The sequence below is a fragment of the Moritella marina ATCC 15381 genome (assembly GCF_008931805.1).
Lineage (GTDB): Bacteria > Pseudomonadota > Gammaproteobacteria > Enterobacterales > Moritellaceae > Moritella > Moritella marina.
On the sequence record NZ_CP044399.1, the window covers coordinates 918,673 to 944,734 of the forward strand.

Below are 26,062 nucleotides of genomic sequence, written 5' to 3' on the forward strand. Positions count from 1 at the left end.
AGAAAACGCCAAGGTAGCATAAATACACTAAACTTGGCGCTATATTGTCAATAATCGCTTGTTTAATCACTCATTAGTCTTGTATCTGTGTGATTTTTTAGCTACAGGTAGTCGATAAAACTAGTTTGCTCTCGATTATTCTGCGATACGTGTCGGTACGTGATTTAGCATAGAGAACATCACCGCTTCAATTTTTTCTTTGCGGTCTTGTTGTGATAGCCCAACTTTGGCTATACCTTGTGCGAGTACCTGCCATTCTGTTTGAAAAGTATGTTGGTTGTAAAAGGCGATAAGGGCACTGCCTTTTTGGAATTTATCTGGGTCTAAATGACTCATTGATAAACCCAGGTTTGAACCTACTTTATTAAAAATTTGCTCATCAGAGAGTTCAGATTCTACCGCTAAACCATAACCGATGAGAAAGTCCGCTTGTTGTATATTACTTGTGAAAGTATAGCCTTTATCCTGCATTATTTGGGTGATGGCTTTTTCAGTATAGCGAGTAAATAAAGCTTTGTTGCTGGTTTCGGGAAGGTATGTTTTACCGCGTCCCGGATACCAAGCAAAGGTCGATTTTTGTAGGGTGAATTGCGTGAGATCGCCAGTCTCGACTTTCGTCAATTGATTTACTTTGTTGTAGCCATTGCTTATCGGATATTCACTCGTGGTACAGGCGACGAGTAATGTAGCCACAAGCAATGGCATGGTTAGCTTTATCATCATACTCTCCTTTGATAGTCCGTTATCAATGTGTCTCGATCTTGTTTAAAACACTTTACCATTACTGCTTCATTATTGATGCGAGCATGAGCATTTCTAGTACTTTTACTATTTCTAGTGTTTGTTGAATTCGCGATCCATTTTAAATGAAAATGAGATGACATAATTTTCAATTTTTTGCAGGTCTTGGTCGATCTCATCGAGCTCTGTTGTAATATTTTCGAGTATTTTCTCGGCTGAATGCCCTTGCTGCCACGGCTTTGTCTTCATCGAATGATTAGCATAAACACTGTTTTGTTGTTGCTTTTGGATAGGCATTTTTTCTAATAGCAGGCAAGCGATGATATAAATCAGGATCGCGAGAAAGAACCCGGTAAATAAAAATAAAGACACAAACAACAGCCGAACTAACCAGACTTCTGCGCCAAATGCTGTTGCTAAACCGGCACATACACCACCGAGTTTGCCATTTTGGGTGTCTCGATATAGCTGTTTTTTGATCATCTTTCTCTCCACTTCGGCGACTCTTCATCTAAGATCAATTCGAGCGAGATTATACGAGCTTGCAGCTTTTCCGTGCGCTCAATGAGGGAGTGCAGGTTTTCTTGATCTTTCTCTGACAACCCTTGATTGGTTTGGCGCTTACTACGGTAATGTAAAATTAACCACAGCGGTGCGACGATGATTAAAAATATGCTGAGCGGTACTTCAATTAAATCCATGGTGATCCCTGTTTCGCATAGAAAGCGGTAGTTAGCAATGCGGTAATGCTTAAATTATTATGGTTTACAATAGTATTTTATACATATGTTGATTGTTTGTATTGGTTAAAATGCTGTCGTTTACAATTTCTTATGCGAGTGAACCGACATTTTTACTCGTTAGATAATCGTTCATGGCTTTTATTGATTGAGATAATGTATCGACCAGTACTTGCTGATCACGAAACATGCTCTGAAATTGTGCTGTTAACTCGGACTCTGTGGTATCAACTACGTCTTTGCCTTGCGGTGTTAGTTGCAGCTGTTTTTTGTATTTTGATATGCCGATGCGAATAATAAGTTCACGTTCTTCTAGCATGTTTATAATTTGATGCACGCGTTGTACTGAAAACCCGGTGGTTTTGGCTATTTTGTATTGGGTGATGTCTGGGTTATCAAAAATGCTATTAAGGACAATATAGGCGCCATAATTTAAGTGACGTTTTTTCAATAACACTTCTGCACTTAATCTAAAATACTCATTAAGTTTATGTATCTCTTTGAAATAATTTTGTTTCTGATTATTTTTCATGAGTATCCCTAAGTTCATCTAGTTGTGAACGTATTGTTTATCTTCATTATCTGAATTATAACGCTTAACGCCTTGTATTAACTACTCCTGGATGTGATGTAGGTCAAATGTTACATAATAAGCGTCAGGTAGTCACATTATCTTAACATACTGTTTTGTCGATAATTTATGGGGAACAGTAAAGAAACTTTCAGGTTGTCATCCTATTCGCTAACCGTGACTGTAGAGACACATTTATACATGGACGGTTTAAAAAATGAAAATGACATTACCTAAAACATTACTCGCGTTAAGCTTATTTCAACCTTTGGCTGCGTTTGCTACTGAAACTAAAAACGAACCGGATTTAGCAGATTTAACGAAAGTGAGCACGGCGTTAACACTCGTTGTAAAAGATGATAGCAGCGGTGTATTTAGCATGGAGGTATCTGGAAAGTACAGTGCCGATGTGTCGTATATGTTGCATGCCGAAGGGGAGTGGAATGATAAGCAAGAGTATTCAGCTTCACGCTACCAATTTTATAATGTAATGAATACAGGTGTGTCTTTCGCCCCTAAAGCAGGCGTGTCTTATGATTATTTTCGTATCTATGAAGATAATGACTATTTAGATGTTGATATGCATGCCATTGGTTTTGTGTCGTTAATTCCGATCAGTAAAAGTTGGAAAATAAATTTATTCCCGCAAGTGACTTACTTGGACGCCACATTTGATTTTAAACAAAATGGTGTGCGTAGTACCCTGGGAACCATGCTAGCGGCTTATTTGTCAAAATATGTGGGTGATAATGGCTCTTACTTTATGTTATTTCCAGAATACTACAAAGTGTCTGGTGAAGGGGTGGAATACGAGAAACAGAACATTAACTTATCTTGGGGGTCGACAATCACTGACGATAAGAAGTGGTGGTATATTTTACAGTATAGCCATACAGAAGAAGAGCTGTCGCTTGATGGGATGAGTGATGGGTTAGTCAAGAACGATATATTTAAACTCAAGATAAGACGATTCTTTTTTTAGTTAAGGGTATCAGACTTTCCATTTATAACGATGAATATTTTAAGGGATATAAAATGAAATTATCAACTATCACCATGGCATTAGCGTTAGCAGTATCACCCGTTTTAGTACTCGCGGAGCAGTATATTCCCAAAGTAGGCGAGGTTTTTTCTTATAAAGATATCTCCCAAGACATTTATGCAGAAAAAGCAGAGAACAAAAAGAATGATCCTGCGAATAGTATCTTTGCAGCGATGCGGGAAAAGCGCAAAGTGGATATTGCTAATCCGAATGCGCCACAAGCGTTTAGCGGGACAGATCTCGTGCAACCAGAGTTTAATTCTTCAACCTCACCTTGGCAGGCGTTAGAAGCGGTATTCCCGAGTGATTGGGATGGGATAAAAGCAGCATCAGCCACTGAATTAGCACAGTTACGTAGTGCAGTAAAAGTTAAAACAGTCATGAATCATCCTGACTTTAAAATAATTGAAATGGCACTTGCACCAGGCGCATTATTACCACGATTTTCGGATGCTGCACCCGGTAGTTTCCATGTATTAGAGGGTGCTGTTGAGGTAACTGTCGATGCTGAGACGATCGCGGCTTACACTGGAACATCGGTGAAGTTAGAGTCATTATCACAACGCCGTATGAAAGTGGTGTCAGATAAACCAGCTAAAATACTGTGGTTTCGCTGGGCACCTGCAGGCGATCAAACCTATTTAAATTATGGCTATTATTTAACGGGGTGTAATTTCCATGCGCAACCTTTAGAAGCTGTGATGCCTGCTGATTTTGAGCAATGGGATGAATCAGAGCGTCAGCGCTTTACGCATTTACAACATAGCGCGGTGGCTGAGCCTGCAAAAGACAGCTTTTATGGTGTTCAAATTCAGCAGTTAACTGCAATGAAGCATGAAGAGGATTCGGTATTGTTACGCTATCCACTGACGCCGCTATTTTCAAACGAGAAAGATGTGCAGTGGTTGGATTTTACGAAGATAGATGCAAAGTCTTTCTTCTGGTCTAAAGATGCTGCCAAAGGCGGTGATTTACTGGCTGCTTGGGATAAGATTGTACGGATGAAAGGCATTTTCCAAGCGAAGGTACCAGAGCAACTGTATGACTTTAATATGTCTTATATTGCCAATGGTCCAAAAGGCAAGTACGTGACTCATTCCCACGCTACGCCGGAGTTTTATTATATTCTTGGTGGTGAAACGCAGTGGTTATTAAATGGTGAAACGTATACTGCAGTTGCGGGTAATGTCTATTTTCACAGTCCTTATTGGGATCATGAAATGCTGGGCATGAAAGAGGGCACGCCTAAAGTTGCTATCACTGGTAGTTGGTCTCCACATGGCGATCGCAGCGTGTTCGCAAAACCAATGGTATTTACTGAAGCGTTAACCATGCAAGCAAGCAGTGCGGTATTTAGTGATAGCTTTAATTTCCATGACTTTAAATTGAAGCAGGGATTAACCTTTGATACTAAGCAGTCGCTTGCTATGTCTCACTAAGTCGTTAAAAAGCCCTTTATTTTGACGATAAAGGGCGTTAGCTATTTTTGTTGTCTAGTGTGGTGTGTGGCCTAGTGTTGTGTGCGGTCAGTGTTATGCATTATTGTGCTGTGCTTCGTTCTCTAACCAAACGGTGAATAACTTGTATGTTAGGCTCAATATTACGGCACCGACAAATAAACCGATAATACCTGACATGACCATACCGCCCAGTGCTCCCAATAAAATAACCAGTACAGGTGTATCTGATCCACGGCCTAATAACATAGGTTTAAGAACCGCGTCACTCGCGCTCACCAGAATACACCAGACTAAAAATATAACGGCTGTGGTAGTTGTGTCGACTGTGAACGCATAAATGATAGCGGGTAGTAATGCTAGGATTGGCGGAAGTTGAATGATCGCAACGATTAATATTAAAAACATCCATATAGCAACGCCTGGAATACCTGCAAAAGCAATGCCTATTCCCGCCAAAATAGATTGGATAACAGCGACTCCGATAACGCCTTGTACAACACCTCTTACCGTTGTTTTTGATATTGTGGTTAGTTCTTTACCTTGTTCACCACCGGTTAAACGGCTCGCGACGAGTACGAAAGCTTGTTCACATTTATCAGCATTCACCATGAAAGCGCCAGCGATGACCGTTGAGATAATAAATTGAATAAAGCTGCCCCCCAAACTGCCTAGAAATGAGGCCATTTTAGTTATTGTACTTTTCACTTCGTCACTGTAATTGGTTAGCATGCTTTCTAAGTTTGATGATGCTTGTAGAGCAAACCCATATACTTTTTCACCTATGATGGGCCAATCTTTGATACTGATATTTGGCGTTGGTATCACTATTGTTCCAGCCTGAACACCTGTGACTAATGCTGAACCACCTGTATATATTCCTGTTGAAAGTACAATCAGTGGCACTAATAGTAGTAATACACCAATAACTGAAAGCGCCGAACTGGCTTTACTTTTGCTTATGCCAAACTTGTTATTTGCCCAAGTCGCTATCGGGTATAATGCAGTCGCGATAATCGCTCCCCAGATCACCATGAGGAAAAATGGCTGTAAAATGGAATAACACCAATAAATGAGTAGCGATATCGCGGCTATTTTTATATATACGTCAATTGTTTGGCTTGAAAAAGTGGTGTTTTTTGACATAAACATTCCTTGTTATATAAAGCCCGAGGCAGTACGTGTGATTTACGTCTGTTCATCGCAATGCGGATGGCGCAACACTATCTAGGAAAGACAGGGCTGATATGATTATAGTATAAATTATAGGCTTTATTTTCAGGGCGTTATCTTTATTGCATTGGGGGGATATGCAATTTATGGTGGTGTTATTTATGATGGGCTGATTGCTAGTGTACAAAAGCACTTAAAGTTAAGTGCTTTTTATTGTTTGCAGTAGGTCATCATCTCAGGTTTACTGAGGTGATTTAGCCGATTATGAATCGAGGTCTAATTCATCATAAGTATTATCTATGTCTTCGAGTGTAGAGAGTTCATCGACAAAATAATCTCGGCTAGGCTGTTTTACGTTGCGCTTCGTTATTGCATGACGAGCTGTATTTGTGTGCGTTATTTTATGGCTGTATTTACGCCAGCAACGGGCAAAATCAGAGGTTAATTCGAATTCGCCATCGAGTTCGGCGAGAAAGAAATGTTCGTCAGCAGTGGCGGGTAAAAGCTCGCCTTCTTGCAGTCGCTGCATCGTTAAACCATAATTTTCTAATAATTGTGATTCATCTACATTAAATGCATTTTGTTGTTGAAAACCAAGCGGAAAATGCACTTCATCTAAAAATATACCCATGCTTCTCATATCGATTACCTTGCGTTAAATTAACTGTGTCTTGAACATTTTAACTACTGATTTAATTGTTCTCTAAACTAACGTTGGATTTTGACAGTTTAATGACAATGAAAAAAAAATTGTAATCAGGTGTCACAATTGCGCTTAATTTTTTTTTAATAATTAAGCGTTTTACTTGAAAACACCTCCCTGCATCCACATCTATTAGTTAGGCGCTTTCGAGGCCGAGACTAAAAATAAGTATTAACAACTGCCTAACGGAGTTTGTTGTACTTAATGAAAATGACACTCAATAGAAATAAAATACATCATGGCTAGGCGCAAACTAATTTGGCTTAGTGACTATGATAATATTGCTCAATGGAGAATATAATTATGCGTACTTTTGACTTTACTCCCCTATACCGCAGTGCAATTGGTTTTGAACGTTTAGCAGCGCTTGCTGAAACGGCTGCATCAAATCGCCAATCAGGCAACAATTTTCCTCCGTATAATATCGAACAAATCGATGATAATAATTACCGTATTACCATGGCTGTTGCAGGCTTTGACGATGCAGAAATTGATATCTCAACACAAAATAATGAATTACTTATCAAAGGCACGAAAGTAACGGTCGCCAAAGAAGACGATAAACGCACCTTCTTACATCGTGGTATTGCAGAGCGTAACTTTGAACGTAAATTTGAATTAGCTGATCATGTTTTTGTCAACGGGGCAGACATGAAGAACGGCTTACTGTACATCGATTTGGAACGTCAATTACCCGAGGCCATGAAGCCGCGTAAAATTGAAATAAACGGTGCTAAAACCTTATCTGCTGAGTAGTTCGCTATAGATACTGGTGATAGACCAGTAGCAGTACCTGTAATACCTTATCCGAAATAAACCACATTTATCTTAGCGGGCATGCGTTCGCTAAGCTGTAACCCTAAGTATCTTTAAAAAAGACTTGGGTATATAAGTGCTGCTCAGCAGGCTTATCGCTATCTATTGTTTGAGGAAAATAGACATGACTACAATGACAAAATTTGACTTCGCTCCACTATACCGCCACGCAGTTGGCTTCGATCGCTTTGCTAATATGGCACAGAAGTTAGTTGAACAGCAATTAGCGGCGCAACGTATATCTGATGCTTGCAAAGCTAAAAAGCGCGCTGCTAACAACGAAGATGCTAAAAACACGATGGCAGCAAATAAAATAACAGCTAAAACAGATCTGCAATCAGATCGTAAAGTCGTTAAATCGTCGGCTGATACGACTTATCCACGCTACAATATTAGCCAAATGAGTGAGACCGATTACCAAATTACGCTGGCGTTAGCTGGTTTCTCACTCGAGGAAATCGATATTACGGTGACAGCGAGTGAATTGGTTATTACTGGTGAAAAATTGCCCTTAAAGCAAACCTCTACACTTTTACACCAAGGAATTAATCAAACTAATTTCAGCCGTAAATTTGCCTTAGCTGATCACGTACACGTCGTGAATGCGGATATGCATCAAGGGTTGCTAACGATTAATTTAAATAGAGAAATACCTGAAGCATTACAACCACGTAAGATAGTTATTGGCCGTTAAAATTCGCGCATAACAACCGATCATATAAGCTGGTTTCAAACACCTTAAAGCGCATCAATCTTGATGCGCTTTTTTGTTATTTCATTTTTGTGCTTCGATAAAATTTATTCATCGTCACGACAAAAAGAACTCATTTGCCAAACCTGGTCTCAAAGCGTTTAATCGCATTCTTTCGCGACTAAAAGGGGATAGGCGGAAATGACATTTTCTCAACGATTACGTCAGAATTTAAATCTTTGGTTTTGTTCGATTAAAGTGTTACGACCTTATAAACAGCAATCGACGCCCGGTGCTATTTTATTAGGTGTGGCGGCGGATGGTCGATTCCCGAGTAATGTTGTTGCGGATAATAGTGTTGTTAACCTGCTATCAAAACCGGGTGGCTTAGAAAGTATTGCGCGCAGTGTTATGCATGCGGCACTCACTAAAACCAATATACCGGTTTATAACGCGGGTATGCTCGATGATATCGACGGTTTTGATGATTTGGATGTCGATGATATTCAATTGGAACAATACCTAAAAGTGCTTGTGTATTTAATGGCGGGTCATTTCCCTATTACAATAGGCAGTGCTGATTCCATTTCCATCGCGAATTATCAAGCGTTATCGGCGCATTTATACCAACAGCAATATCACCAGCACCAACATAATAAGTGGTATGGCAGTGAGTATGTCGCGGGTAATAATAGAATAGGTATTATCAACTTCGACCCTAACTTTGAGTTGCGGTTAACACCGTCTCCTAAGCTCGATTCTGTATTTAATGCAGTGAATCAATATTGCTTAGAGACATTTAGAATTTTTAATTATTTAGGATTAGGCATTTGTAAACGCACAAACTCCGAAGACACGTTTGAGTATGCAAAGGAGCTCGGTTGTGATTGGTTATTGGATAAACACATGAGCATTACGCATCGTGAACTTATTGAAGAAACATTAGAACGATTCATTGAGCAAGTAGACCATATTCATTTGAGTGTCGATTTAGCGGTTATTTATGAGCAAGTATTAGCGTCCAAGGATAGTCACTTACATTCAAGTCAGACCCAGGGTATAACCCTTGAAATACTGATTTTTGCGTTACAGATTATTGCGCGTAGTGGCAAATTGAAAATGCTCGATATTGTCACACTAAATCCAGAATTGGATTACAGCCATAAAACCGCTGCTTATGTGTCATCGATTATCTGCCCGGTATTACAACACCTGAAGGTATCGAATTAATTTAGATGTTATTAAAAGATAAATAGAGAAAGTTAAAATGAAAATAGCCATTTTATCGCAAGGCCCAACGTTATACTCAACACGCCGTATTGTGGAAACTTGTTTAGCACATGGGCATGAGCCTGTGGTGATTGATGTATTACGTTGTTATATGAATATTAACGACACCAAACCTTCTATCCATTTTGATGGTCAAAGCTTGGAAGGATTTGATGCGGTGATCCCACGTATTGGTACGGACGTTAGTTTTTATGGCTGTGCGGTATTGCGTCAATTTGAAATGATGGGGGTGTTTACGATTAACCCGTCATTAGCGATTACGCGTTCACGGGATAAATTACAATCGTTACAATTACTCAGTCAGAGAAATATAGGCATGCCGGTGACAGGGTTTGCTAATTCACCAACGGATATCCCAGATGTGATCAGCTTGGTAGGCGGTGCGCCTTTAGTGATAAAATTACTCGAAGGTACCCAAGGCATTGGTGTGGTGTTGGCAGAAACCAATCAGGCTGCCGAGAGTGTGCTAGAAGCGTTTATGGGCATGAAAGCCAACATACTGGTGCAAGAATATATCAAGGAGTCGAAAGGCGCCGACATTCGCTGTTTTGTGATTGGTGATGAGGTGGTCGCGGCGATGAAGCGACAGGCTCCCGAAGGTGAGTTTAGATCGAACCTACATCGCGGTGGTCATGCTTGCCAGATTGATATCACTTCGGAAGAGCGTGAAACCGCTATAGCTGCAGCGCAAGCGATGGGATTGAAAGTAGCAGGTGTTGATTTGTTACGTTCTGAGCGTGGACCTTTGATCATGGAAGTCAACTCGTCACCTGGATTAGAGGGAATTGAGCATGCTACCGATATTGATATTGCTAAGTTAATCATTAGTTATATTGAAGCAAATCTAGCCAATCACTAAGTAATCCTTAGCCGTTATAATAGGTAATATCCACAACCATTGCTAGGTGGATATTACCGCTTACATGGCGTTTCCTGTCACAAGTCGAACTCTAAATTCCCGTATTCATCATCATCGTCATTGTCTTCTTCAGTGTTTACCGTTAGATCTGAATCATCACGTACTGTAGCAGCGCGTTTGGATGTTGCTCGTTTGGTTGAGTTGTCATCGAAACGCGTGATCTTGCTGTTGTATTTACGCCAGCATCTAGAAAAGTGGGAAGTGATTGGGATCTCACCATCTAATTCCGCCAAGAAATAGTATTCTGCGGCAGTGAGTGGCAGTAAGTTCCCTTCTTGTAACTGGCGCATGGTTAAACCATAGCTTTCTAGCGTGAGCGTTTCTTCGGAACTGAAACTATCATTGGCATTAAAGCCAGCTGGAAAATGTAATTCATCTAAGAATACACCCATATTTCTCATTGTATTGACCTCATCATTTTTTGCAGATAATCGTTTAGTTTTTACGACTTGTACAACAAAAAAATTTGCTGCTGACGATGAAAAGATTGATTTATATTTTTGCTTAAGGAGGTGTAGTATTTGTATCTGGTGTAGTACATCAACACCTTCTTACTAAGGAAAATGCAGTGGCTAAATTAGATCTTAAATTTAAGAAAAAACCAGTCTTTAGATTTGATGATGATAATGAGGTAGGTATTGAAATACGTAAACAGGAACAGCGTTCACGTCGGGACTCACGTAAGGCAAGGAAAGAAATGGATGATCATAGTTTTGTCCATTAATACAAGACAGGTTAAGTGAATTTCATCAGCGCTTTAGTAGTTTGAACCCCTGCTAAAGCGCGATGTTTACTGTTGACGAAACTGTTGACGAAACTGTTGACGAAACTGTTGACTAAATATAACGATGAACTAAATTAAGCTATCGAAAGCTGCCATGGTTGAATCACATTTGATGACACGTCCATGACCTTGACCTTTTGTCGCAATTAAATTGATATTATTCGTTGTATTCGCTGCTGATTCTGAAGTACTAAAGTCTGCAAATCGATCACGCTTATCATGTACTATCGTCGTGTCATGTTGGCGAGATATGAGCTTTTGATACGGATTTATCGTGTCTAAACTGTATTCATATTTATCTTCAATATGGGTGATCATCGCGCCGAATAGTTTCATTGAATACCCTGATTTACCCACCATGTCATATAAGTTATCTACGTAGTTAAGTACGGGGGCAATTAATAACAATGGCAGCGCATCAACCTTAGGGTGACGGCTCTCCAGTACGGATGCAGATCCCATGCTGTGGGCAATAATACCAACTACATCATCTACGTTATCAATCAGTTCATCAAAAGCTTGTACAAAAGCGGGCAGGTGAGCATGACGACCTTCGCTTTGTCCGTGAGCGGGGTGATCATAAGCTAGCGCAGTAAAACCTTGTGCCGCGATATGTTCCATTAATGGGAAGAATTGGCTCGCACTGCCAGACCAGCCATGACTTAATATCCAAACTGGACCATTACCTATTTGATAGGTATTTAAACGACCTTCAGAGGTCAAATGGGTCGAGCGTAATAGCCCTTCAGGATCATCGCTGTTTGAGGTGCTGCGTACTGGCGTAAGCAATAAGTTACGTGCTGTTTTAAGGGCGTGTTTCGGCGCGATGCTGTGATGTAATCGTGTGCCGATATTAATCATGCTACGACGTATAGTAAACTTGCCACGGGTATTAAAATAAATGTTACTGCTCATGGTAAACTCCTAAAATAACACCCTTAAATCGAACGGTCGTGCTATTTATGTTGTATTTTAAAGGCGTTGCCGCCCATTCGTTATTATCGATTAATCATGGTGAATTCATGACAATTTATTGCCACTGTTTATACAGCTGTTTGACGCCTTGCCAAAATAGTGTGCGTTCATCATTCTCAAGTTCAATGGAATGGAACAGGTGACTGCTTAAATACAAACCGTAAAATTGAAACACAGCTTGTCTGGGAATTAAGTCTGCACGAAATAAACCGCTTTGTTGACCCTTACTAATTTGTATTTCTAAATAACTGATCCACGTGTGCAGTTGCTTACGTAATGTTTGCTGCAAAATATCTTGGCTACAGTTACTTTCTTTCCAAGCGTCCATAAACATGCAACTGCCTTGAAATGAATGATTCCAGTCTAGCCAGTGATGTAGCAGTGATTGTAAGCGTGTACTAACGTCGCTATGTTGTTCACGTCTAACCGCTTCTATCACACGCTCGTTGAAACATTCACCAGCGTATTCGATCACTGCAACTTGCAGGTTCTCTTTGGAATTAAAATGCGAGAACAAACCACTTTTAGACATGCCACAGGCTTTGGCAAGTACACCAATCGTTAAACTCTCTAGCCCAGTTTCACTGGCGATAGTGAAGGCTATATTGAGAATATGTTCGCGTGTTATACGACCTTTACTCATGACTATCCTTTAGGCTTGTTAGTGTGCTGGTTCGCTTTATCAATGATGACATTTTTAGCACGACCGTTCTTTTAATGCCAGCGCATGGTGAGTAATAGCCATAAAATATAACTAAGGTGGTAGCGTTAGGGGGGCCATCGATGTTATTTGTTGTGGTTGATTATGGTTACTGCGATACAAATTCGGGATCTTTTGTGCTGATTTTTGTCAAAAAATGGAAATTAAATAAGGTATTTAGTGTTATTAATAAAGATCTGCCCTACACAGTTACACTGGGATCGTTTATGCTTAAGTCAATTTTAAATATGAATTAAGGAAGTCGTATGCGGATCACCGCCAATTTTGATGCTGGTAATATTGAAGTTATTAATTTAGATGACAAAAATGATGTTCAACTTGCGATCCGTCCGGACGTAGGTGAAGAGTTTTTCCAATGGTTTAACTTCCGTGTTGAAGGTGTAGTGGGTGAGCAATACACACTGAATATCCTTAATGCTGGTGAAGCGTCTTACATCGAAGGTTGGGAAAACTACCAAGCCGTTGCATCGTATGATCGCCAGCACTGGTTCCGTATTCCGACTTTTTATAAAGATGGCAAATTAACGATCATTGCTGATATGGATTGTGAGTCAATGCAAATTGCTTACTTTGCCCCGTACAGCTACGAACGTCATCAAGACTTACTAGCGGCAGTGCAAATGCACCCATTAGTAAGCTTAGAGCACCTTGGTGAAACGCTTGATAAGCGCGACTTAACATTAGTTAAGATCGGTGATGGCGCTGAAGGCAAACGTAACATCTGGATCACTGCGCGTCAGCATCCAGGTGAAACGATGGCTGAATGGTTAGTTGATGGCCTAATGCATAGCTTACTGGATAGTGACAACCCAACGGGTAAAGCATTATTAGACAAAGCTAACTTCTACATCGTGCCAAACATGAATCCAGATGGCAGTGCACGTGGTCATCTACGTACCAATGCACTTGGTGTAAACCTTAACCGTGAATGGTTAAATCCAAGCCTAGAAAAAAGCCCAGAAGTATTCCATACCATCAATAAGATGAAAGAAACTGGCGTGGATTTATTCTATGACGTACACGGTGATGAAGCATTACCTTTCGTATTCCTAGCGGGTTCACAAGGTACGCCAAGCTATAACGACAGATTAGCGACATTACGTGATCGTTTCTCTGAAGTGTTCAAACTGGCAAGTGCTGATTTCCAAGCTGAAATTGGTTATGACATTGACGCACCAGGTACTGCAAACATGACTGTTGCGACTAACTGGGTTGCTGAAGAGTTTGATTGCCTAGCAAATACCATGGAAATGCCATTTAAAGACAATGATAACTTACCTGATCCTATGATGGGTTGGTCACCAGAGCGTTCTATTAAGCTGGGTGAAGCATCATTGGTTGCTATGTTAGCTGTGGTTGACGATTTACGTTAATTTGTCAGCGTTAGCTGAATAAATAATACTGACGGCACAAGCCCGTGAATGACTGTTAACCCTGTCTCACGGGCTTTTTCATATCTGGGATTTATATTTAACGTGTTTTTGTGAACCTTATCAGTTTGTTGAATTAATCAACATGGTCTAAATTGCGAATGTAGTCATATACTCAATAATAGTTGATCAAGTTTGGTTAAGGATATGGGGTTATGTTACAAGAAGGCAATCAGATCATAGTACATGGTAGGGTACAAATGGTTGGTTTTCGTTATGCTACGGTACAGCAAGCACGGCAGCTTGGGCTGACTGGACACGCTATCAATCTAAATAATGGTGATGTCGAAGTGCAGGTATTTGGTGACAAGATTAACCGAGATAAATTGATCTTATGGTTAAGAGAAGGCCCAGATAGTGCACAGGTTGACGCGTTAGAGATAAGTGCACTGGAATACAGAGCACTTATCGATTTCACCCAAGGCTGATTATATTAAAAGCGTAGCTATATTAAAAACGCAGTTTGGTAACCAGTTGCTCGCCTAACTGTACGTTGTTTGATGAACCGGTTAGTGCTTCACGAGTATCTGAGATCAACGCATCCATACCCGTTTGGATCGTGTTTGAATGGCTTAGCTGTTGCTGAACTTGACTGATCGTTTGCTCAACCAAGCTTGAGCTTGAATTAGCTTGTGATACCAGCTCTTGTAAGCTTTTCATTGTTACAGTCGCGATATCAACACTGTCATCAATAATATTGGTGACTTGTTTTTGCTTATTGATAATGGCTGCAGAGATATCCATGATTTTTTTCATTTCACCCTGGATTTGATCCGCTGATTGATTTGCAGTATTTGCTAGCGCGCGTACTTCATCGGCAACCACGGCAAAACCACGGCCATGCTCACCCGCACGTGCCGCTTCAATTGCCGCATTTAGCGCTAACAGGTTAGTTTGATCGGCAATGCCTTTGATTGAGTCAACTAATTGACCAATGTTCTTATTGTTATCGTCTAAGTTGGCTAGCAAAATAGTGAACTCGGCGATAAATCGTGCAGAATCAGTAATGTTGCCAGTTAATTCCTCAAGTTGCTGAATACCGGTTTGAGAGATGCTTGCTGTACTTTGTGCAGAACTGAAAGAATCATTAGATAGGCTCTCAATACCCTTTGATTGCTCCATAAACCCTTGAACTAAATCAAAGTTTCTTTCAATGTTACCTAATCGGTTTGCTGAAGATGTATTTACCTTTTGTGCATTCTGGGTAATTTCTTGAGCAATAGATAGTGCGCCACTATCTTGTAATTGCTCTAAAATTTTGGCTTTACTTTGCAGTGCAGCTAAGTCTGTTTCTGAAATAAGAACTTGTCCAAGAGGGACTTTATTAGAGTTGAAAAAATTAAACATAGCTTGAGTCTGCCTTATTCGAGTCGTTTATAATTTATAGCGGCAATTTTTTATCCGCTATTTACGGTTAAGCAATAATTAGGCCGTATCGCCAAAGCATGCGCAAAGAGTCGCTTAAGAGCTTATCGGCAGCCCATGCTATTTGTTTAGTGATTATGTGCTATTTATTTACTTAGGTTTAAATCTATCGACATTTATAAAAAGTTAAGTATATTGTGCGCAAGACAATTAAGAGAGGTTACCCTGATGTCGCAATTGAATGAAGAGACGATGTTACACTTAGATAATCAGGTTTGTTTTGCTTTATACAGCGCGACAAATGCAATGATACGCGCGTATCGACCAATGTTGAAAGCCCTTGATCTCACTTACCCACAATACCTAACCATGTTAGTTTTTTGGCAGCAAGATGAAATCAGCGTAAAGGTATTAGGCGAGCAACTGCACCTTGATTCTGGTACGTTAACACCCTTGTTAAAACGTTTAGAGTTAAAAGGACTTATTCGCCGTGACCGTAGCAAAGACGACGAGCGTGCACGCATATTGTGTTTAACAGCTGCTGGTGTGGCATTAAAAGAGCAGGCTAAAGCTGTACCACTGAATATGTTTTGTCAGGCTGGTTTACCAAAAGAAGAGTTGCTGATGATGAAAGCGAGTTGTGAGGCATTACTGAATAATCTAACGGATTAGTCGCGATTATAACGGTGGTGAACACGGAGCGATAATGGCCGTTAATTATGAGTATGGAAAAATAAAAGGGCTGCGAATAACAGCCCTTTTATGTTAATACATCACATGATGACGATTATTTAGTTTACTCTGGACGCCAGCTTAGTGCACTCGCGATAGAGCCCACGGCGATCAAGTCTTGCTTGTCAGCCGATAAATCAGGTAATGTTTGTAAGCTCAGTAAACCATTGGTTTGTACTGCGGCAATGCTTTGTGTGCCTTGCTCAAAAACATAACCCAGTGGTTTTTCAACAGTCATGAACAAATCATCTGATTTATGCACTGATTTTACATTCAAGTGTTCGTTGTTGATACGGACTACACCCGCTTCATATTTTGCTACGTCAAGTGAAATTGCAGCGCTTGATGGTTTCATTTCATACTCACCAACGGTGTTGTTATCAACGCTAATATCACAACGGTATGGGTCGTTGCCGCCGAACGATAGACCACCGAAATTGACACTTGTACCGCCACCGCTGCAGACTAATGTCCAAGTATTACCATTATCAGTACGCGTGATCTCTGCAACCATGTCACCTTCAGTGGTGCTGATGGTGTTAAACCAAGTTGAACCAGACGAACTGCGATCGTATTTACCGGTATATTTCCCTGCAATATCAAAGCTGCCTTCTTGGCCTAAGCCCCAAAAATCACCATCTGTTTTTATTAACATTTCTGGCTGTGCTTTTAGCTCGCTGGTTTTGGTCATCAACGCAACGCTACCACAACCTGAAATGAGGGTTGCAGTAAGTACAGGAAGAATAAGTTTTTTCATTATATGTCCATTGTATATATCGGAAAATGACTGGAATAGTCTGTAGCGCGGGCATTATCATTATAAACATACACTAAGTCTAGTTTGCTTTGTCGATTAAATGTAAGCAAATGTAAGCGCTTGTCATCTTGTATTTAAGGGCGCTAGGGCAGCATAAGTAAGTACTAGGGTAGGGGGGATAACGGTGTTATTTCGTCTTATTTTATTAATAGTCGGCAAAATATTGATTAAGGGCTTGTTGCCATTCTGGGCTTTGACGTACATTGAGCAGCGCTCGATTTAATTGTTCTGTGTAAGGGCTGCTGTCTTTAATCGCTAAACCGTAATTTTGTTTTTCAAACTGATAGGGCAATACCGATAAACGTTGATAGCGTCCTTCTTGTTTCGCTTGCTTGAGTTTGTATTTTAATATCGCATTATCTTCGACGATGGCATCTATTTCGCCGTTATCTAAGGCTATAAGCATGTTATCTATATTACTGAATGTTTGATGCACCACGCCTAAATTTGTCAGATAGATAGACGAGGTGGTTGATATTTTTGCGCCGACATTAAGGTGAATGAGATCGTACGGGCCTTTAATGTCACTGTTCATCAACCCTAACGTAAAGGTACTGGCAAGGATCGCTGTCACACCCGCAATAAACAGTGTTGAGCTAATCCCCAGTAATACCGTGAGAACACGCCCCGTTAATGTCTTAAATTCAAAATAATTAAAGGGACCTTTGGTAATAAATAATAGCCCTAAAATGAAGGCTTCTAGCCATTGTGCTCGCTTTGATGGCATCGAGTAAAGTTTATCGTTAATGTGGTGTTCGAGTTTATAAAATATGACGCCAATAATACCAGCAAGCAGTACTATAATAGCTAAGATAATCAGCAGGGTTTTGTTGGTGATTAAATCGATAAATGAGCTGAGGTAGCTTTTTTCTTGGACTGCAATAGCTAAGTGCGTTTCATAGAAGGAATGAGAGAAATCCATGACTAACTCGCGTTCTGGCGTGATGGATATGCAGGATATACCGACTTCCACGCGACCGGATTCAATCTCATCGAGTAGATCTTGTAAGGCATAATTTTGTATCTTGTATTGCAAGTCAAGGCTATTGGCGATGCGCTGCCATAATAAGATGCTTAATCCTGAAGGAGTGGTTTGGGGACTACCATTTGGGTGCTGACTCATCACAAAAGGTGGGCAGTGATAACTGCCGACGTTTATAACAGGTTTGTTTTTATTTATCACAGAGCTAGTCATTAGTGAACTTGTGTAGCCATACGATGCCATACTGTAAAAATAACAGAATACACACAGTTTTATAATTGAACGTAATCGTAGCAGCATAACAATCCTTAGTACTTTGCCAAAAGCACCTTGTTAAAAGTACTTTGTCAAAAGCGTGTTATTCGCTCAGCAAAGGTCTGGTCCATGTTGTTATTTTCTTATTAAGTTTAGTGGAAAACAAAAAAAGGTTTATTAATATGATATTTAAATTGCCAGCACCTTTATTATTAACGGGTATGTTAAGCGGCTTACTCATTGGTTGTACTAATGGGGAGGGGGCGGATTCTGAACATGGCGGCATCGACACTGCAGCCGTGAAAAAGGAAATCTATTGGGTAGCGCCTGAACGTGTTCCTTGTCAAGGTATCGTCCCGATGCAATGCTTGATTGTGAACAAGGTCGTTGATGGAAAAACCACAGAGTGGCAGTATTTTTATAATGACATTGCTGGTTTTGAATATACACCTGGCTTGTTTTATAAATTATCGCTAGAAACGACGGAAGTGGCTAACCCCGCGGCTGATGCTTCAAGTTTATCGTATAAGTTGCTTACAGAAATGGATAAAAAACAAAACCATTACGCCACGAATACCATGCTAACTGAAAATAGAAAGTGGAATTTGAAGCAGTTAACCGGTTTAGGTGAGGTTAATCCGATGATGTTAGAGCAACCTGCGAATATTACAATTGCTGGCGAGCGTTTGTCGGGTTTTTCAGGCTGTAATAATTTCTTTGGGCAAGTCCAGCACTTATTTGAAGCTGAACAAGTGAACAATTCATTATTAAAGCTCGGACCTATTGGGTCAACCTTAATGGCATGTGCGGATCCTAATGGTAATACTGTTGAACAAAAGCTACAGCAAGCGCTCGGTGAAGTGAATGCCATTAAAGTACAGTGGCCGTTTTTAAATATGTATCAGAATGATGAACTGATAATGCAGTTTGTCGCCGAAGATTGGGATTAATTATTGATCTTAATCAAGTGATGCATATTGCTTGTTGTACTGAACACAGAACTTCATTAAAATACTAATACGAATTATTTCTATTAAGGTGTTTTAGCTGTGTCCCAAATTCTCATTGTCGATGATGATGTTCAATTATGTGAATTATTAACCGAAGTGTTAATCGAAGATGGCTATGAAGTGCATAGCGTGCATTGTGGTGAAAGTGCGCTTAGCTATATGCAGACCAAACCTGTGGATCTGGTTTTGCTTGATGTCATGTTACCGAACCTTAATGGCTTACAAGTCGCGAGACGTATTTGTCAGCGCTTTGCGACGCCAATTCTCATGTTAACGGCGTTAGCAGATGAAACGGCTATGTTAGATTGCTTACAGGCGGGCGCTGACCAGTATATCGCGAAGCCTTATAATGTGGTGGAGCTATTAACACGTATTCAGGTGATGTTACGTCGCGTTGGTTTAGAAAAACAAAGACAGCACTTAGGCAATGAGTTAGGTAATGAAAGTTCTATTCTGACGCAATTATCCCGTTTAGCATTGACAGGTACTGAAGCAGAGCTACTTGAATACCTGGTATCACGACATGAAGTTGTGGTATCTAAAGGTGAACTCCAAAAACAAGTATTGAAAAAAGACTTATGTCCATTTGACCGTAACCTCGATATGCACATCAGTAATATTCGTCGTAAGATGGTGCAATCAGGTTTATCTAAATTACATATCAAAACGGTACGTGGTAAAGGTTATAGCTTTTTTGAACATGTAGGCAGTATGGCTGTATGAACCTAATGCATGTAAAAAAGGCGCGGCAATTGTTTTTTTTAGGTGATCGCCAAGGATTGGCGTTTCGTTTATTCAGTTACTTCGCTATTACCTTGGTGCTGATCCTGAGTTTACAAAGTATCGCTGAAATGGCATTAGTGCGGGTGATGCTGCACCTGCCTAGCAATGTTAAAGTTGAAATGCTAGACCTTGCCCAGCAAGCGAACAAGTTACTGGATCGTAAAGATGCTGAAGGTAACTTAGACCGCACCCAACTTGCAGAGTGGGAAAGTGCACAGTCGAGTTATTTATTTGTGCTGACTGATGATTTTGAAGCGGTGAGTACGCGGGTTATGCATCCGCATTTTAAATTTAAGCTACGCTTTATTCGTCCATTAGACACAATCTTAGAAAATAAAGTCAACAAACCCGTTATCGCCTTACCACTACGCCCTGGTTACCAGTTAGTGGTTCAGTTTTCCGATAAGCTACATCCGGCACATTACTTCCCTTATTATTTTGCTGCTATTCAATTTGTGATCACCAGTATATTGCTGGCCATATTTTCACTGTTACTTGCTCGTAATTTACAACAACCCTTACATCGATTACAGGCTGCAAGTCGTAGCCTTGCTGAAGGGGACTTTAGTATTCGCGCTTCTCAGCAAGTGGGCAAGAGTGTTACTGAGTTTAACCAACTAGCACAAGATCTCGATGATATGGCGGAGCATATTAACAAGTTAATCGGCAAACAGAAAAAATTGATCACTGATGTATCACATGAATTAAGAACGCCGCTTGCCAGACACAGTTTACTTTTACACCTGTTGCGTAAACGTTGCCCCGAAGAGGTGAGTGGATTACTCGATAAGCTTGACAATGAATCAGCTGAAATGAATAACTTGGTTAGCGAGATATTAGAATTTAGCCGCTTAGGTCATGAGCATGTTTCTGTAAAACTCGTGCCAACACAACTTGAGTCTCTGTGCCAGATCTTGGTCATGCAAAGCGAGCTGGATCTTAAACCACAGCAATCTTTAGTTGTGGAGCTGGATAATGCGACAGAGATGGTACTTGCGGATAACCGTTTATGCCTAAGAGCGATTAAAAATGTGCTGGAGAATGCCATTAAGTATGCAGGTGATCATGCTCGGATTGAGTTAGCTGTAATGCAGCAAGCTCAATTCGTTGAAGTGATTATTACAGATGATGGTATTGGTATTCCTGCACAGCAATTAGAGCGGGTCTTCGACCCCTTTGTACGTATTGAGCAAGCAAGAACGAAACAGGCTGGTGGATATGGACTTGGGTTGGCGATTGTAAAGGAAGCCATGATCATCATGCGTGGCGAAGCCGTTGCGGAACTTAATGTAAATAATGGCGTCACGGTAAAATTACGATTTTATATCCAGTAATTGGTATTTATGCCCCTGGTTTACATCGTATTTATATAAACGGCTTGTTTCATTATGAAATAAGCCGTTTTAGTATGCAATGGCGCACAATAAATCAGCAGTTAACCTATCTCGTTCACCTTTACAAAGCGCTCAAATGCAAAGAATGTAAATTTCATGCAAATGGTAATGATTATCAATTAGAATCCTGTTCATCAAGTCGACCTGCTTAAGTAGGCGTAGAAATTAAATTAATGAAAAAATGAACCGGAGATAACGGAATATGTTTTGTAAAACTCGATTAGCTGTCGTGATTGCGACGGTGCTTGCAGCGCCAGGTGCTTACTCTACTGAAACGGTAGAAACAGATGAGCACATGGAAGTTGTCGGTCGTGACTATGGCTTTAAAGTTGATACTAATAGTACTGCAATGCGTGTTGAAGCAACACAGCTTGAAACTCCAGGGCAAGTCACTGTTATTGACGAGCAGCTAATTGATGAGCAAAGAGCAAGCACACTCGGTAATGTACTTAAAAATGATTCAAGTATTTCTGCTGGTGGTGTAAGCCGTAACCGTGAATCGTTCAAGTTACGTGGTTTTGATTTAGAAAGCAGCAGTGGCTTCCTACGTGATGGCAAGCAACATTGGTCGCATTACCGTCAGCCAATCGAACTACTAGAGCGCGTTGAAGTATTAAAAGGTCCTGCAGGTCTACTTTACGGTAAATCAGCGCCAGGCGGCTTAGTAAACATGGTTGCTAAGAAGCCAACTTACGAGACGCAAGTTAACATCAGCCAAGATTTAGGCTCTAACAATGATTCTCGTACAACGGCTGACGTAAGTGGTTCATTGAATGATGCACAAACATTACGTGCACGTGCTGTTGTATCAAAGCAGAGCTACGATTCATGGCGTACCTACAGCGACGGGTCTACACCGTCAACTGAACGTTTTGTTGGTGGTCTGTTTGTTGATTACGACGTAACTGACAAAGTAACTGTATCAGTGCATTACGATAAAACCAATGATAACGGTAGCGTTGATTCAGGTGCTTACATAGTTGATGGTAAACCTGTTGGCGGTGATAAGTTTATCTGGGATGCTGACTGGTCTACGATTGAGAATGACGTTGAAAATATAGGCTTTGATATTGCAGCGGAAATTTCTGATAACTGGAATATGAAGTTAGGTTACAACAACCAAGATTTTAAACGCCGAGATATTGAGAGCTTTACTAATCCAATCCCAGATCCTGTTACAGGTGATATTACGTATAGTGGTTATGATCGTTTTGATCACTGGGAGTTTAATACTGCCTTTATTGATTTTGTAGGCGAATTTGATGCGTTGGGTATGCAGCACCAGACTCTTATCGGTGCAAATTGGTTAGGTTATTATTACCTTGGTCAAACTCATAAAATAGGTGGTCAAACAGCGAAACCAGGCGATGCTTTAGAGAAACCTGATGGATTGCATTATAGTAATGGTTCGGTGAAAGATCCAACTGAGCGTGATTCTTACGGTATCTATGTACAAGATATGGTAACGATTAACGATCAATGGCAAGTGCTTGCGGGTTTACGTTTTGATCGTGAAGTTAATGATAAAGATACTTACAACAATCTATTACCGAAGCTAGGTCTGATTTATCATCCGAAATCGAATGGTTCTATCTATGCGACTTATTCTGAAAGTTTTGAGCCAAAAGATGCGATTGATGATAGCAATGATATCAACGATAAGATGGAACTAGATCCTGTTAAAGGCACGTTATATGAGCTTGGTTCGAAGTGGGAATTAATGGATAATCAATTGTTTGTATCGGGTGCAATCTTCGATATTACTCAAGAAAATATCGTTATTAACCAAGATGTAACGACAGTTCCTGGTAAGGACTCTGAAACAACACAAGCAGGTAAACAAGTTCACCGTGGTGCTGAATTTAGCGCGATGGGTTATGTGACTGAAGCCATTTCACTTAGTGGTTCAATGACGTATCTAGATGCAACGATTCATGATGAATTTGATCCTGAGATTGACGGTAACCGCCCTGCAGATGTACCTGAGTTTTCTGCCAGTGTTTGGAGCCGTTACTCTTTCGCTAATAACACAGATGTTAACTTAGGTGCTATCTATGTGGGTGAACGTTTCGGTGATGAGAAAAATACGTACAAGAAAGACGCTTATACACGTTTTGATACCGGTATTGCCCACACCATTAATTACGATAAAGACATGGATCTAGTATTACGTTTCAACATCGAAAACTTGTTTGATACGGACTACTTAGCTGGTGGTAGCCAAACTAAGACTATCGTTGGCGAAGGTCGTAACTACATGGCTTCAATCCAATTACGTTATTAATAACACAGGCTCAAGCTCGATAGTTAAAGCTTGACTCAACAGCAGCAATCGACTCTTTATTCATAGATGTCGGTTGTTGCTTTTTGTGGTTTTATTCCTTTTAAATTTTAACTCGAATGTTGATTAATTATGCTTAAAAATAAATCTTACTCTCTCGTTCTGGTGGCTGCATTAAGTAGTGCTACCTTTAGTCCTTTAGTGTCAGCGAGCAGCGCGCAAGCAATTGATAGTGCACAAGCACTGACTCAAAAAATGAATAAAACTGCGGCCCACAGTCAGCATAACATTGATAACAGTGCAGATCGTACTTTAAGCATGCAAGCAGAAATTGAGCGACTACAGGAAGAGGTTGATAACTTAGCGGTATATCGTGATCACCTAGCTAAATTAGTGAACAATCAAAACCAAGAACTGGACTCGTTAGAAGAACAATTACAAGGGATTAAATCGACACGCCAAGGCATAGTGCCATTGATGTACAAAATGCTCGCGGGCTTAGATGACATCATCAATACCGGCAAGCCAATCAAGAAAGAGCAACGCTTAGCACGCCTTGCCAAGTTAAATACCATGATGGGTCAGGCAGACGTCAGTGATGCTGAGAAATACCGCCGCATTTTAGAAGCGTACCAAATCGAGATTGATTACGGCACTAAGCTAGGTGTGTACCAAAGTGATATCACGCTGGCGTCAATTGGCCAACCTATCACTGTTGATTTACTCCACCTCGGTCGTATCGCTTTTGTGGCGCGTAGCTTAGACAGCCAAAGCTATTGGCAGTGGCGTGATGATCGTCAAGAGTGGGTGACTATCACTGAACAGACTGATGCTATCGACAAAGCCTTCAAAATGGCCAATAAACAAATTGCGCCAAGCTTAATTTCTCTTCCTGTGACAACTGCGCAACGTGTAGGTAATACCCAATGAAACAATTCTTAACAAAAACATTGCTATTAAGCGTGATCACCGCCAGTTCATTTTCTCTGACTGTTAATCCTGCACTGGCTGCTACGCAAAATAATGACGCGCAAGCAGTGAGTAAACAGTTACTTGACGATACTAAACAAGATAATAAGCAGCTGACTACAGCGTTAAAACAGCGTGAAGCTGGCTTTAAATTAACCGAACAGCAAATTAAGCAACAACGTAAGACATTATTAGCAACGCAACGTCAACTGCAAAATGAAACAGAAGCCTTGAGCCAGCAGTTTACTGAAAATGAAGAACAACTCGCTAAGCAAGAAACGCGCTTACGTTTAGAAACGGGTAGCTTAGGGGAGTTATTTGGCGTTGTACGTCAATCAGCAAAACAATTGAGTAGCGAAATTAACACTGCTGTTACGGCTATTGATAGCGCGACGTTTGCACCGGTGATTGCAGATATTGTTGCGGCTAAAACACTACCATCAATGGTGCAATTAACAGGGCTGTGGTCTGGATTAACAGAGCAAATAAAAGCCAGTGGTGAAATTAAAACAGTGAACGTTGCTGTTATTGATGGTGCCGGGCAATTAGCCACTAAACCTGTTGTACGCTTAGGTAGTATGGGGATTGTTGATGAACAAGGTTATTTAGCTTGGAACGGCGATAAGCAAACCGCGACAGCTTACCTAAAGCAACCTGAAAATGCGCCTACAGCGCTTAGTTTCGCAACGCCCGAGGTGACTGGGAATTTGGTGGTGTTGGACCCATCACGTGGTTTGATGTTGGCGCAGTTAGAAAATACGCCGACACTAAAAGACCGTTTACAAAATGGCGGCACAGTTGGCTATGTGATCATTTCCTTACTGGTGGTTGGTTTATTGATCGCGGCTGTTCAAGGTATGAAATTAGTATTTACCCGTCGTCAAATCAAACAGCAATTAGCGGATCCTAGCGTAATCGGTAACAACCCATTAGGTCGTATTTTAAAAGTGTATGTAGATAGCAACGCGAAATCTGCATTACATCATAATACTGAAGCGTTAGAGCTACGCTTAATGGAAGTCGTTGTTGATGAGCAGCAAGGCTTAGAAAAAGGTCTATCTATGTTGAAACTACTGGCTGCTCTGGCTCCTATGCTGGGTTTACTGGGTACAGTAACAGGTATGATTGAAACCTTCCAAGTGATCACGCAGTTTGGTAATGGCGATCCGAAAGTGATGGCAGGTGGTATTTCAATGGCACTGATTACGACGGTTTTAGGTCTTGTTGCGGCAATGCCGCTATTGCTGGCGCATAACATGCTAACGACGCAAGCCGACAATATTCGCGATACGTTAGAAAAACAGGGGATTAGCTTAGTTGCAGAAGAAGCGGAAAAATTAGCGGTTGTCGCTGTTGCAAATACTGAGACTGTTGGTAATGACAAGGCTCAGGTTAACACTCTAACTCAACAAGCAGGCTAA

At 40.6% G+C, this 26,062-nt stretch carries 28 protein-coding genes; 16 read left to right on the forward strand and 12 right to left on the reverse strand.

What is annotated here, in order from left to right:
- Window positions 1-135: 135 nt before the first annotated feature.
- The 4 genes from FR932_RS04170 to FR932_RS04185 all read right to left on the reverse strand — a co-directional run bounded on the left by FR932_RS04170 (window position 136) and on the right by FR932_RS04185 (window position 2,013).
- Entirely contained in the window at window positions 136-723 is a 588-nt protein-coding gene (locus FR932_RS04170) for a DUF4136 domain-containing protein (protein WP_240532310.1), read from the reverse strand.
- Between the two features lie 111 nt (window positions 724-834).
- A complete protein-coding gene (pspC, locus tag FR932_RS04175) occupies window positions 835-1,224 on the reverse strand; it encodes an envelope stress response membrane protein PspC (protein WP_019439308.1) in 390 nt (129 codons plus the stop codon).
- Window positions 1,221-1,442 (reverse strand): envelope stress response membrane protein PspB, encoded by a 222-nt coding sequence (gene pspB / locus FR932_RS04180; protein ID WP_019439307.1) that lies wholly within the window; start codon window positions 1,440-1,442, stop codon window positions 1,221-1,223. Before pspB ends, pspC begins: the two co-directional genes overlap by 4 nt.
- 130 nt (window positions 1,443-1,572) lie before the next feature.
- Window positions 1,573-2,013, reverse strand: a complete 441-nt coding sequence (locus FR932_RS04185) for a MarR family winged helix-turn-helix transcriptional regulator (RefSeq protein WP_019439306.1) — start codon at window positions 2,011-2,013, stop codon at window positions 1,573-1,575.
- Window positions 2,014-2,269: 256 nt separating this feature from the next.
- On the opposite strand from FR932_RS04185, the gene FR932_RS04190 reads away from it, so the two are divergent.
- The gene (locus tag FR932_RS04190) at window positions 2,270-3,034 is read left to right on the forward strand and encodes a hypothetical protein (protein WP_019439305.1); all 765 of its coding nucleotides are present in this window, start codon (window positions 2,270-2,272) and stop codon (window positions 3,032-3,034) included.
- 53 nt (window positions 3,035-3,087) lie between these two features.
- Window positions 3,088-4,533, forward strand: coding sequence for a cupin domain-containing protein (locus tag FR932_RS04195; RefSeq protein WP_019439304.1), 1,446 nt, complete (start codon window positions 3,088-3,090; stop codon window positions 4,531-4,533).
- A gap of 93 nt (window positions 4,534-4,626) precedes the next feature.
- Here FR932_RS04195 and FR932_RS04200 read toward each other — a convergent pair whose 3' ends face one another.
- Entirely contained in the window at window positions 4,627-5,697 is a 1,071-nt protein-coding gene (locus tag FR932_RS04200) for an AI-2E family transporter (protein WP_019439303.1), read from the reverse strand.
- Between the two features lie 289 nt (window positions 5,698-5,986).
- Window positions 5,987-6,364 (reverse strand): MaoP family protein, encoded by a 378-nt coding sequence (locus FR932_RS04205; RefSeq protein WP_019439302.1) that lies wholly within the window; start codon window positions 6,362-6,364, stop codon window positions 5,987-5,989.
- 366 nt (window positions 6,365-6,730) lie between these two features.
- Between FR932_RS04205 and FR932_RS04210 the strand changes: the two genes are divergently transcribed.
- The 4 genes from FR932_RS04210 to rimK all read left to right on the forward strand — a co-directional run bounded on the left by FR932_RS04210 (window position 6,731) and on the right by rimK (window position 10,083).
- Entirely contained in the window at window positions 6,731-7,183 is a 453-nt protein-coding gene (locus FR932_RS04210; protein ID WP_019439301.1) for an Hsp20 family protein, read from the forward strand.
- Between the two features lie 184 nt (window positions 7,184-7,367).
- Entirely contained in the window at window positions 7,368-7,937 is a 570-nt protein-coding gene (locus tag FR932_RS04215) for an Hsp20 family protein (protein WP_019439300.1), read from the forward strand.
- Window positions 7,938-8,135: 198 nt separating this feature from the next.
- Entirely contained in the window at window positions 8,136-9,164 is a 1,029-nt protein-coding gene (locus FR932_RS04220) for an arginase family protein (protein ID WP_019439299.1), read from the forward strand.
- A gap of 37 nt (window positions 9,165-9,201) precedes the next feature.
- Window positions 9,202-10,083, forward strand: coding sequence for a 30S ribosomal protein S6--L-glutamate ligase (gene rimK / locus FR932_RS04225; RefSeq protein WP_019439298.1), 882 nt, complete (start codon window positions 9,202-9,204; stop codon window positions 10,081-10,083).
- A 77-nt stretch (window positions 10,084-10,160) separates the two neighbouring features.
- Here the strand turns inward: rimK and maoP are convergent, their stop codons facing one another.
- Complete coding sequence (gene maoP, locus FR932_RS04230; protein WP_019439297.1) at window positions 10,161-10,544, reverse strand: DUF413 domain-containing protein; 384 nt, start codon at window positions 10,542-10,544, stop codon at window positions 10,161-10,163.
- A 167-nt stretch (window positions 10,545-10,711) separates the two neighbouring features.
- Between maoP and FR932_RS21415 the strand changes: the two genes are divergently transcribed.
- On the forward strand, window positions 10,712-10,867 hold the full coding sequence (locus FR932_RS21415) for a hypothetical protein (protein WP_019439296.1): 156 nt from the start codon (window positions 10,712-10,714) through the stop codon (window positions 10,865-10,867).
- A gap of 129 nt (window positions 10,868-10,996) precedes the next feature.
- On the opposite strand, the gene FR932_RS04235 is transcribed toward FR932_RS21415, so the two are convergent.
- Together FR932_RS04235 and FR932_RS04240 are read right to left on the reverse strand one after the other, a co-directional pair.
- Entirely contained in the window at window positions 10,997-11,842 is an 846-nt protein-coding gene (locus FR932_RS04235) for an alpha/beta hydrolase (protein WP_019439295.1), read from the reverse strand.
- Between the two features lie 115 nt (window positions 11,843-11,957).
- The gene (locus FR932_RS04240) at window positions 11,958-12,545 is read right to left on the reverse strand and encodes a TetR/AcrR family transcriptional regulator (protein ID WP_019439294.1); all 588 of its coding nucleotides are present in this window, start codon (window positions 12,543-12,545) and stop codon (window positions 11,958-11,960) included.
- 323 nt (window positions 12,546-12,868) lie between these two features.
- Between FR932_RS04240 and FR932_RS04245 the strand changes: the two genes are divergently transcribed.
- Both FR932_RS04245 and FR932_RS04250 read left to right on the forward strand, forming a co-directional pair.
- A complete protein-coding gene (locus FR932_RS04245; RefSeq protein ID WP_019439292.1) occupies window positions 12,869-13,996 on the forward strand; it encodes a M14 family metallopeptidase in 1,128 nt (375 codons plus the stop codon).
- A 212-nt stretch (window positions 13,997-14,208) separates the two neighbouring features.
- Window positions 14,209-14,481, forward strand: coding sequence for an acylphosphatase (locus tag FR932_RS04250; RefSeq protein ID WP_019439291.1), 273 nt, complete (start codon window positions 14,209-14,211; stop codon window positions 14,479-14,481).
- 22 nt (window positions 14,482-14,503) lie between these two features.
- Here FR932_RS04250 and FR932_RS04255 read toward each other — a convergent pair whose 3' ends face one another.
- Window positions 14,504-15,400, reverse strand: a complete 897-nt coding sequence (locus FR932_RS04255; RefSeq protein WP_019439290.1) for a methyl-accepting chemotaxis protein — start codon at window positions 15,398-15,400, stop codon at window positions 14,504-14,506.
- 246 nt (window positions 15,401-15,646) lie between these two features.
- Between FR932_RS04255 and ohrR the strand changes: the two genes are divergently transcribed.
- A complete protein-coding gene (gene ohrR, locus FR932_RS04260) occupies window positions 15,647-16,090 on the forward strand; it encodes a transcriptional regulator OhrR (RefSeq protein ID WP_019439289.1) in 444 nt (147 codons plus the stop codon).
- 124 nt (window positions 16,091-16,214) lie between these two features.
- Here the strand turns inward: ohrR and FR932_RS04265 are convergent, their stop codons facing one another.
- Together FR932_RS04265 and FR932_RS04270 are read right to left on the reverse strand one after the other, a co-directional pair.
- Window positions 16,215-16,907: a VV20781 family protein gene (locus tag FR932_RS04265; RefSeq protein WP_019439288.1), complete on the reverse strand. Its 693-nt coding sequence runs from the start codon at window positions 16,905-16,907 to the stop codon at window positions 16,215-16,217.
- A 205-nt stretch (window positions 16,908-17,112) separates the two neighbouring features.
- A complete protein-coding gene (locus FR932_RS04270) occupies window positions 17,113-18,162 on the reverse strand; it encodes a transporter substrate-binding domain-containing protein (RefSeq protein WP_240532309.1) in 1,050 nt (349 codons plus the stop codon).
- Between the two features lie 224 nt (window positions 18,163-18,386).
- Here FR932_RS04270 and FR932_RS04275 point away from each other — a divergent pair, with 224 nt between their 5' ends.
- From FR932_RS04275 to FR932_RS04300, 6 genes are all read left to right on the forward strand, one after another.
- Window positions 18,387-19,154: a DUF4377 domain-containing protein gene (locus FR932_RS04275; protein ID WP_019439286.1), complete on the forward strand. Its 768-nt coding sequence runs from the start codon at window positions 18,387-18,389 to the stop codon at window positions 19,152-19,154.
- Window positions 19,155-19,253: 99 nt separating this feature from the next.
- On the forward strand, window positions 19,254-19,937 hold the full coding sequence (locus FR932_RS04280; protein ID WP_019439285.1) for a response regulator transcription factor: 684 nt from the start codon (window positions 19,254-19,256) through the stop codon (window positions 19,935-19,937).
- Between the two features lie 29 nt (window positions 19,938-19,966).
- Complete coding sequence (locus FR932_RS04285; RefSeq protein WP_240532308.1) at window positions 19,967-21,331, forward strand: HAMP domain-containing sensor histidine kinase; 1,365 nt, start codon at window positions 19,967-19,969, stop codon at window positions 21,329-21,331.
- 262 nt (window positions 21,332-21,593) lie between these two features.
- Window positions 21,594-23,675: a TonB-dependent siderophore receptor gene (locus tag FR932_RS04290; RefSeq protein ID WP_019439283.1), complete on the forward strand. Its 2,082-nt coding sequence runs from the start codon at window positions 21,594-21,596 to the stop codon at window positions 23,673-23,675.
- Between the two features lie 129 nt (window positions 23,676-23,804).
- On the forward strand, window positions 23,805-24,602 hold the full coding sequence (locus FR932_RS04295) for a DUF3450 domain-containing protein (protein ID WP_019439282.1): 798 nt from the start codon (window positions 23,805-23,807) through the stop codon (window positions 24,600-24,602).
- Complete coding sequence (locus tag FR932_RS04300) at window positions 24,599-26,062, forward strand: MotA/TolQ/ExbB proton channel family protein (RefSeq protein WP_019439281.1); 1,464 nt, start codon at window positions 24,599-24,601, stop codon at window positions 26,060-26,062. Before FR932_RS04295 ends, FR932_RS04300 begins: the two co-directional genes overlap by 4 nt.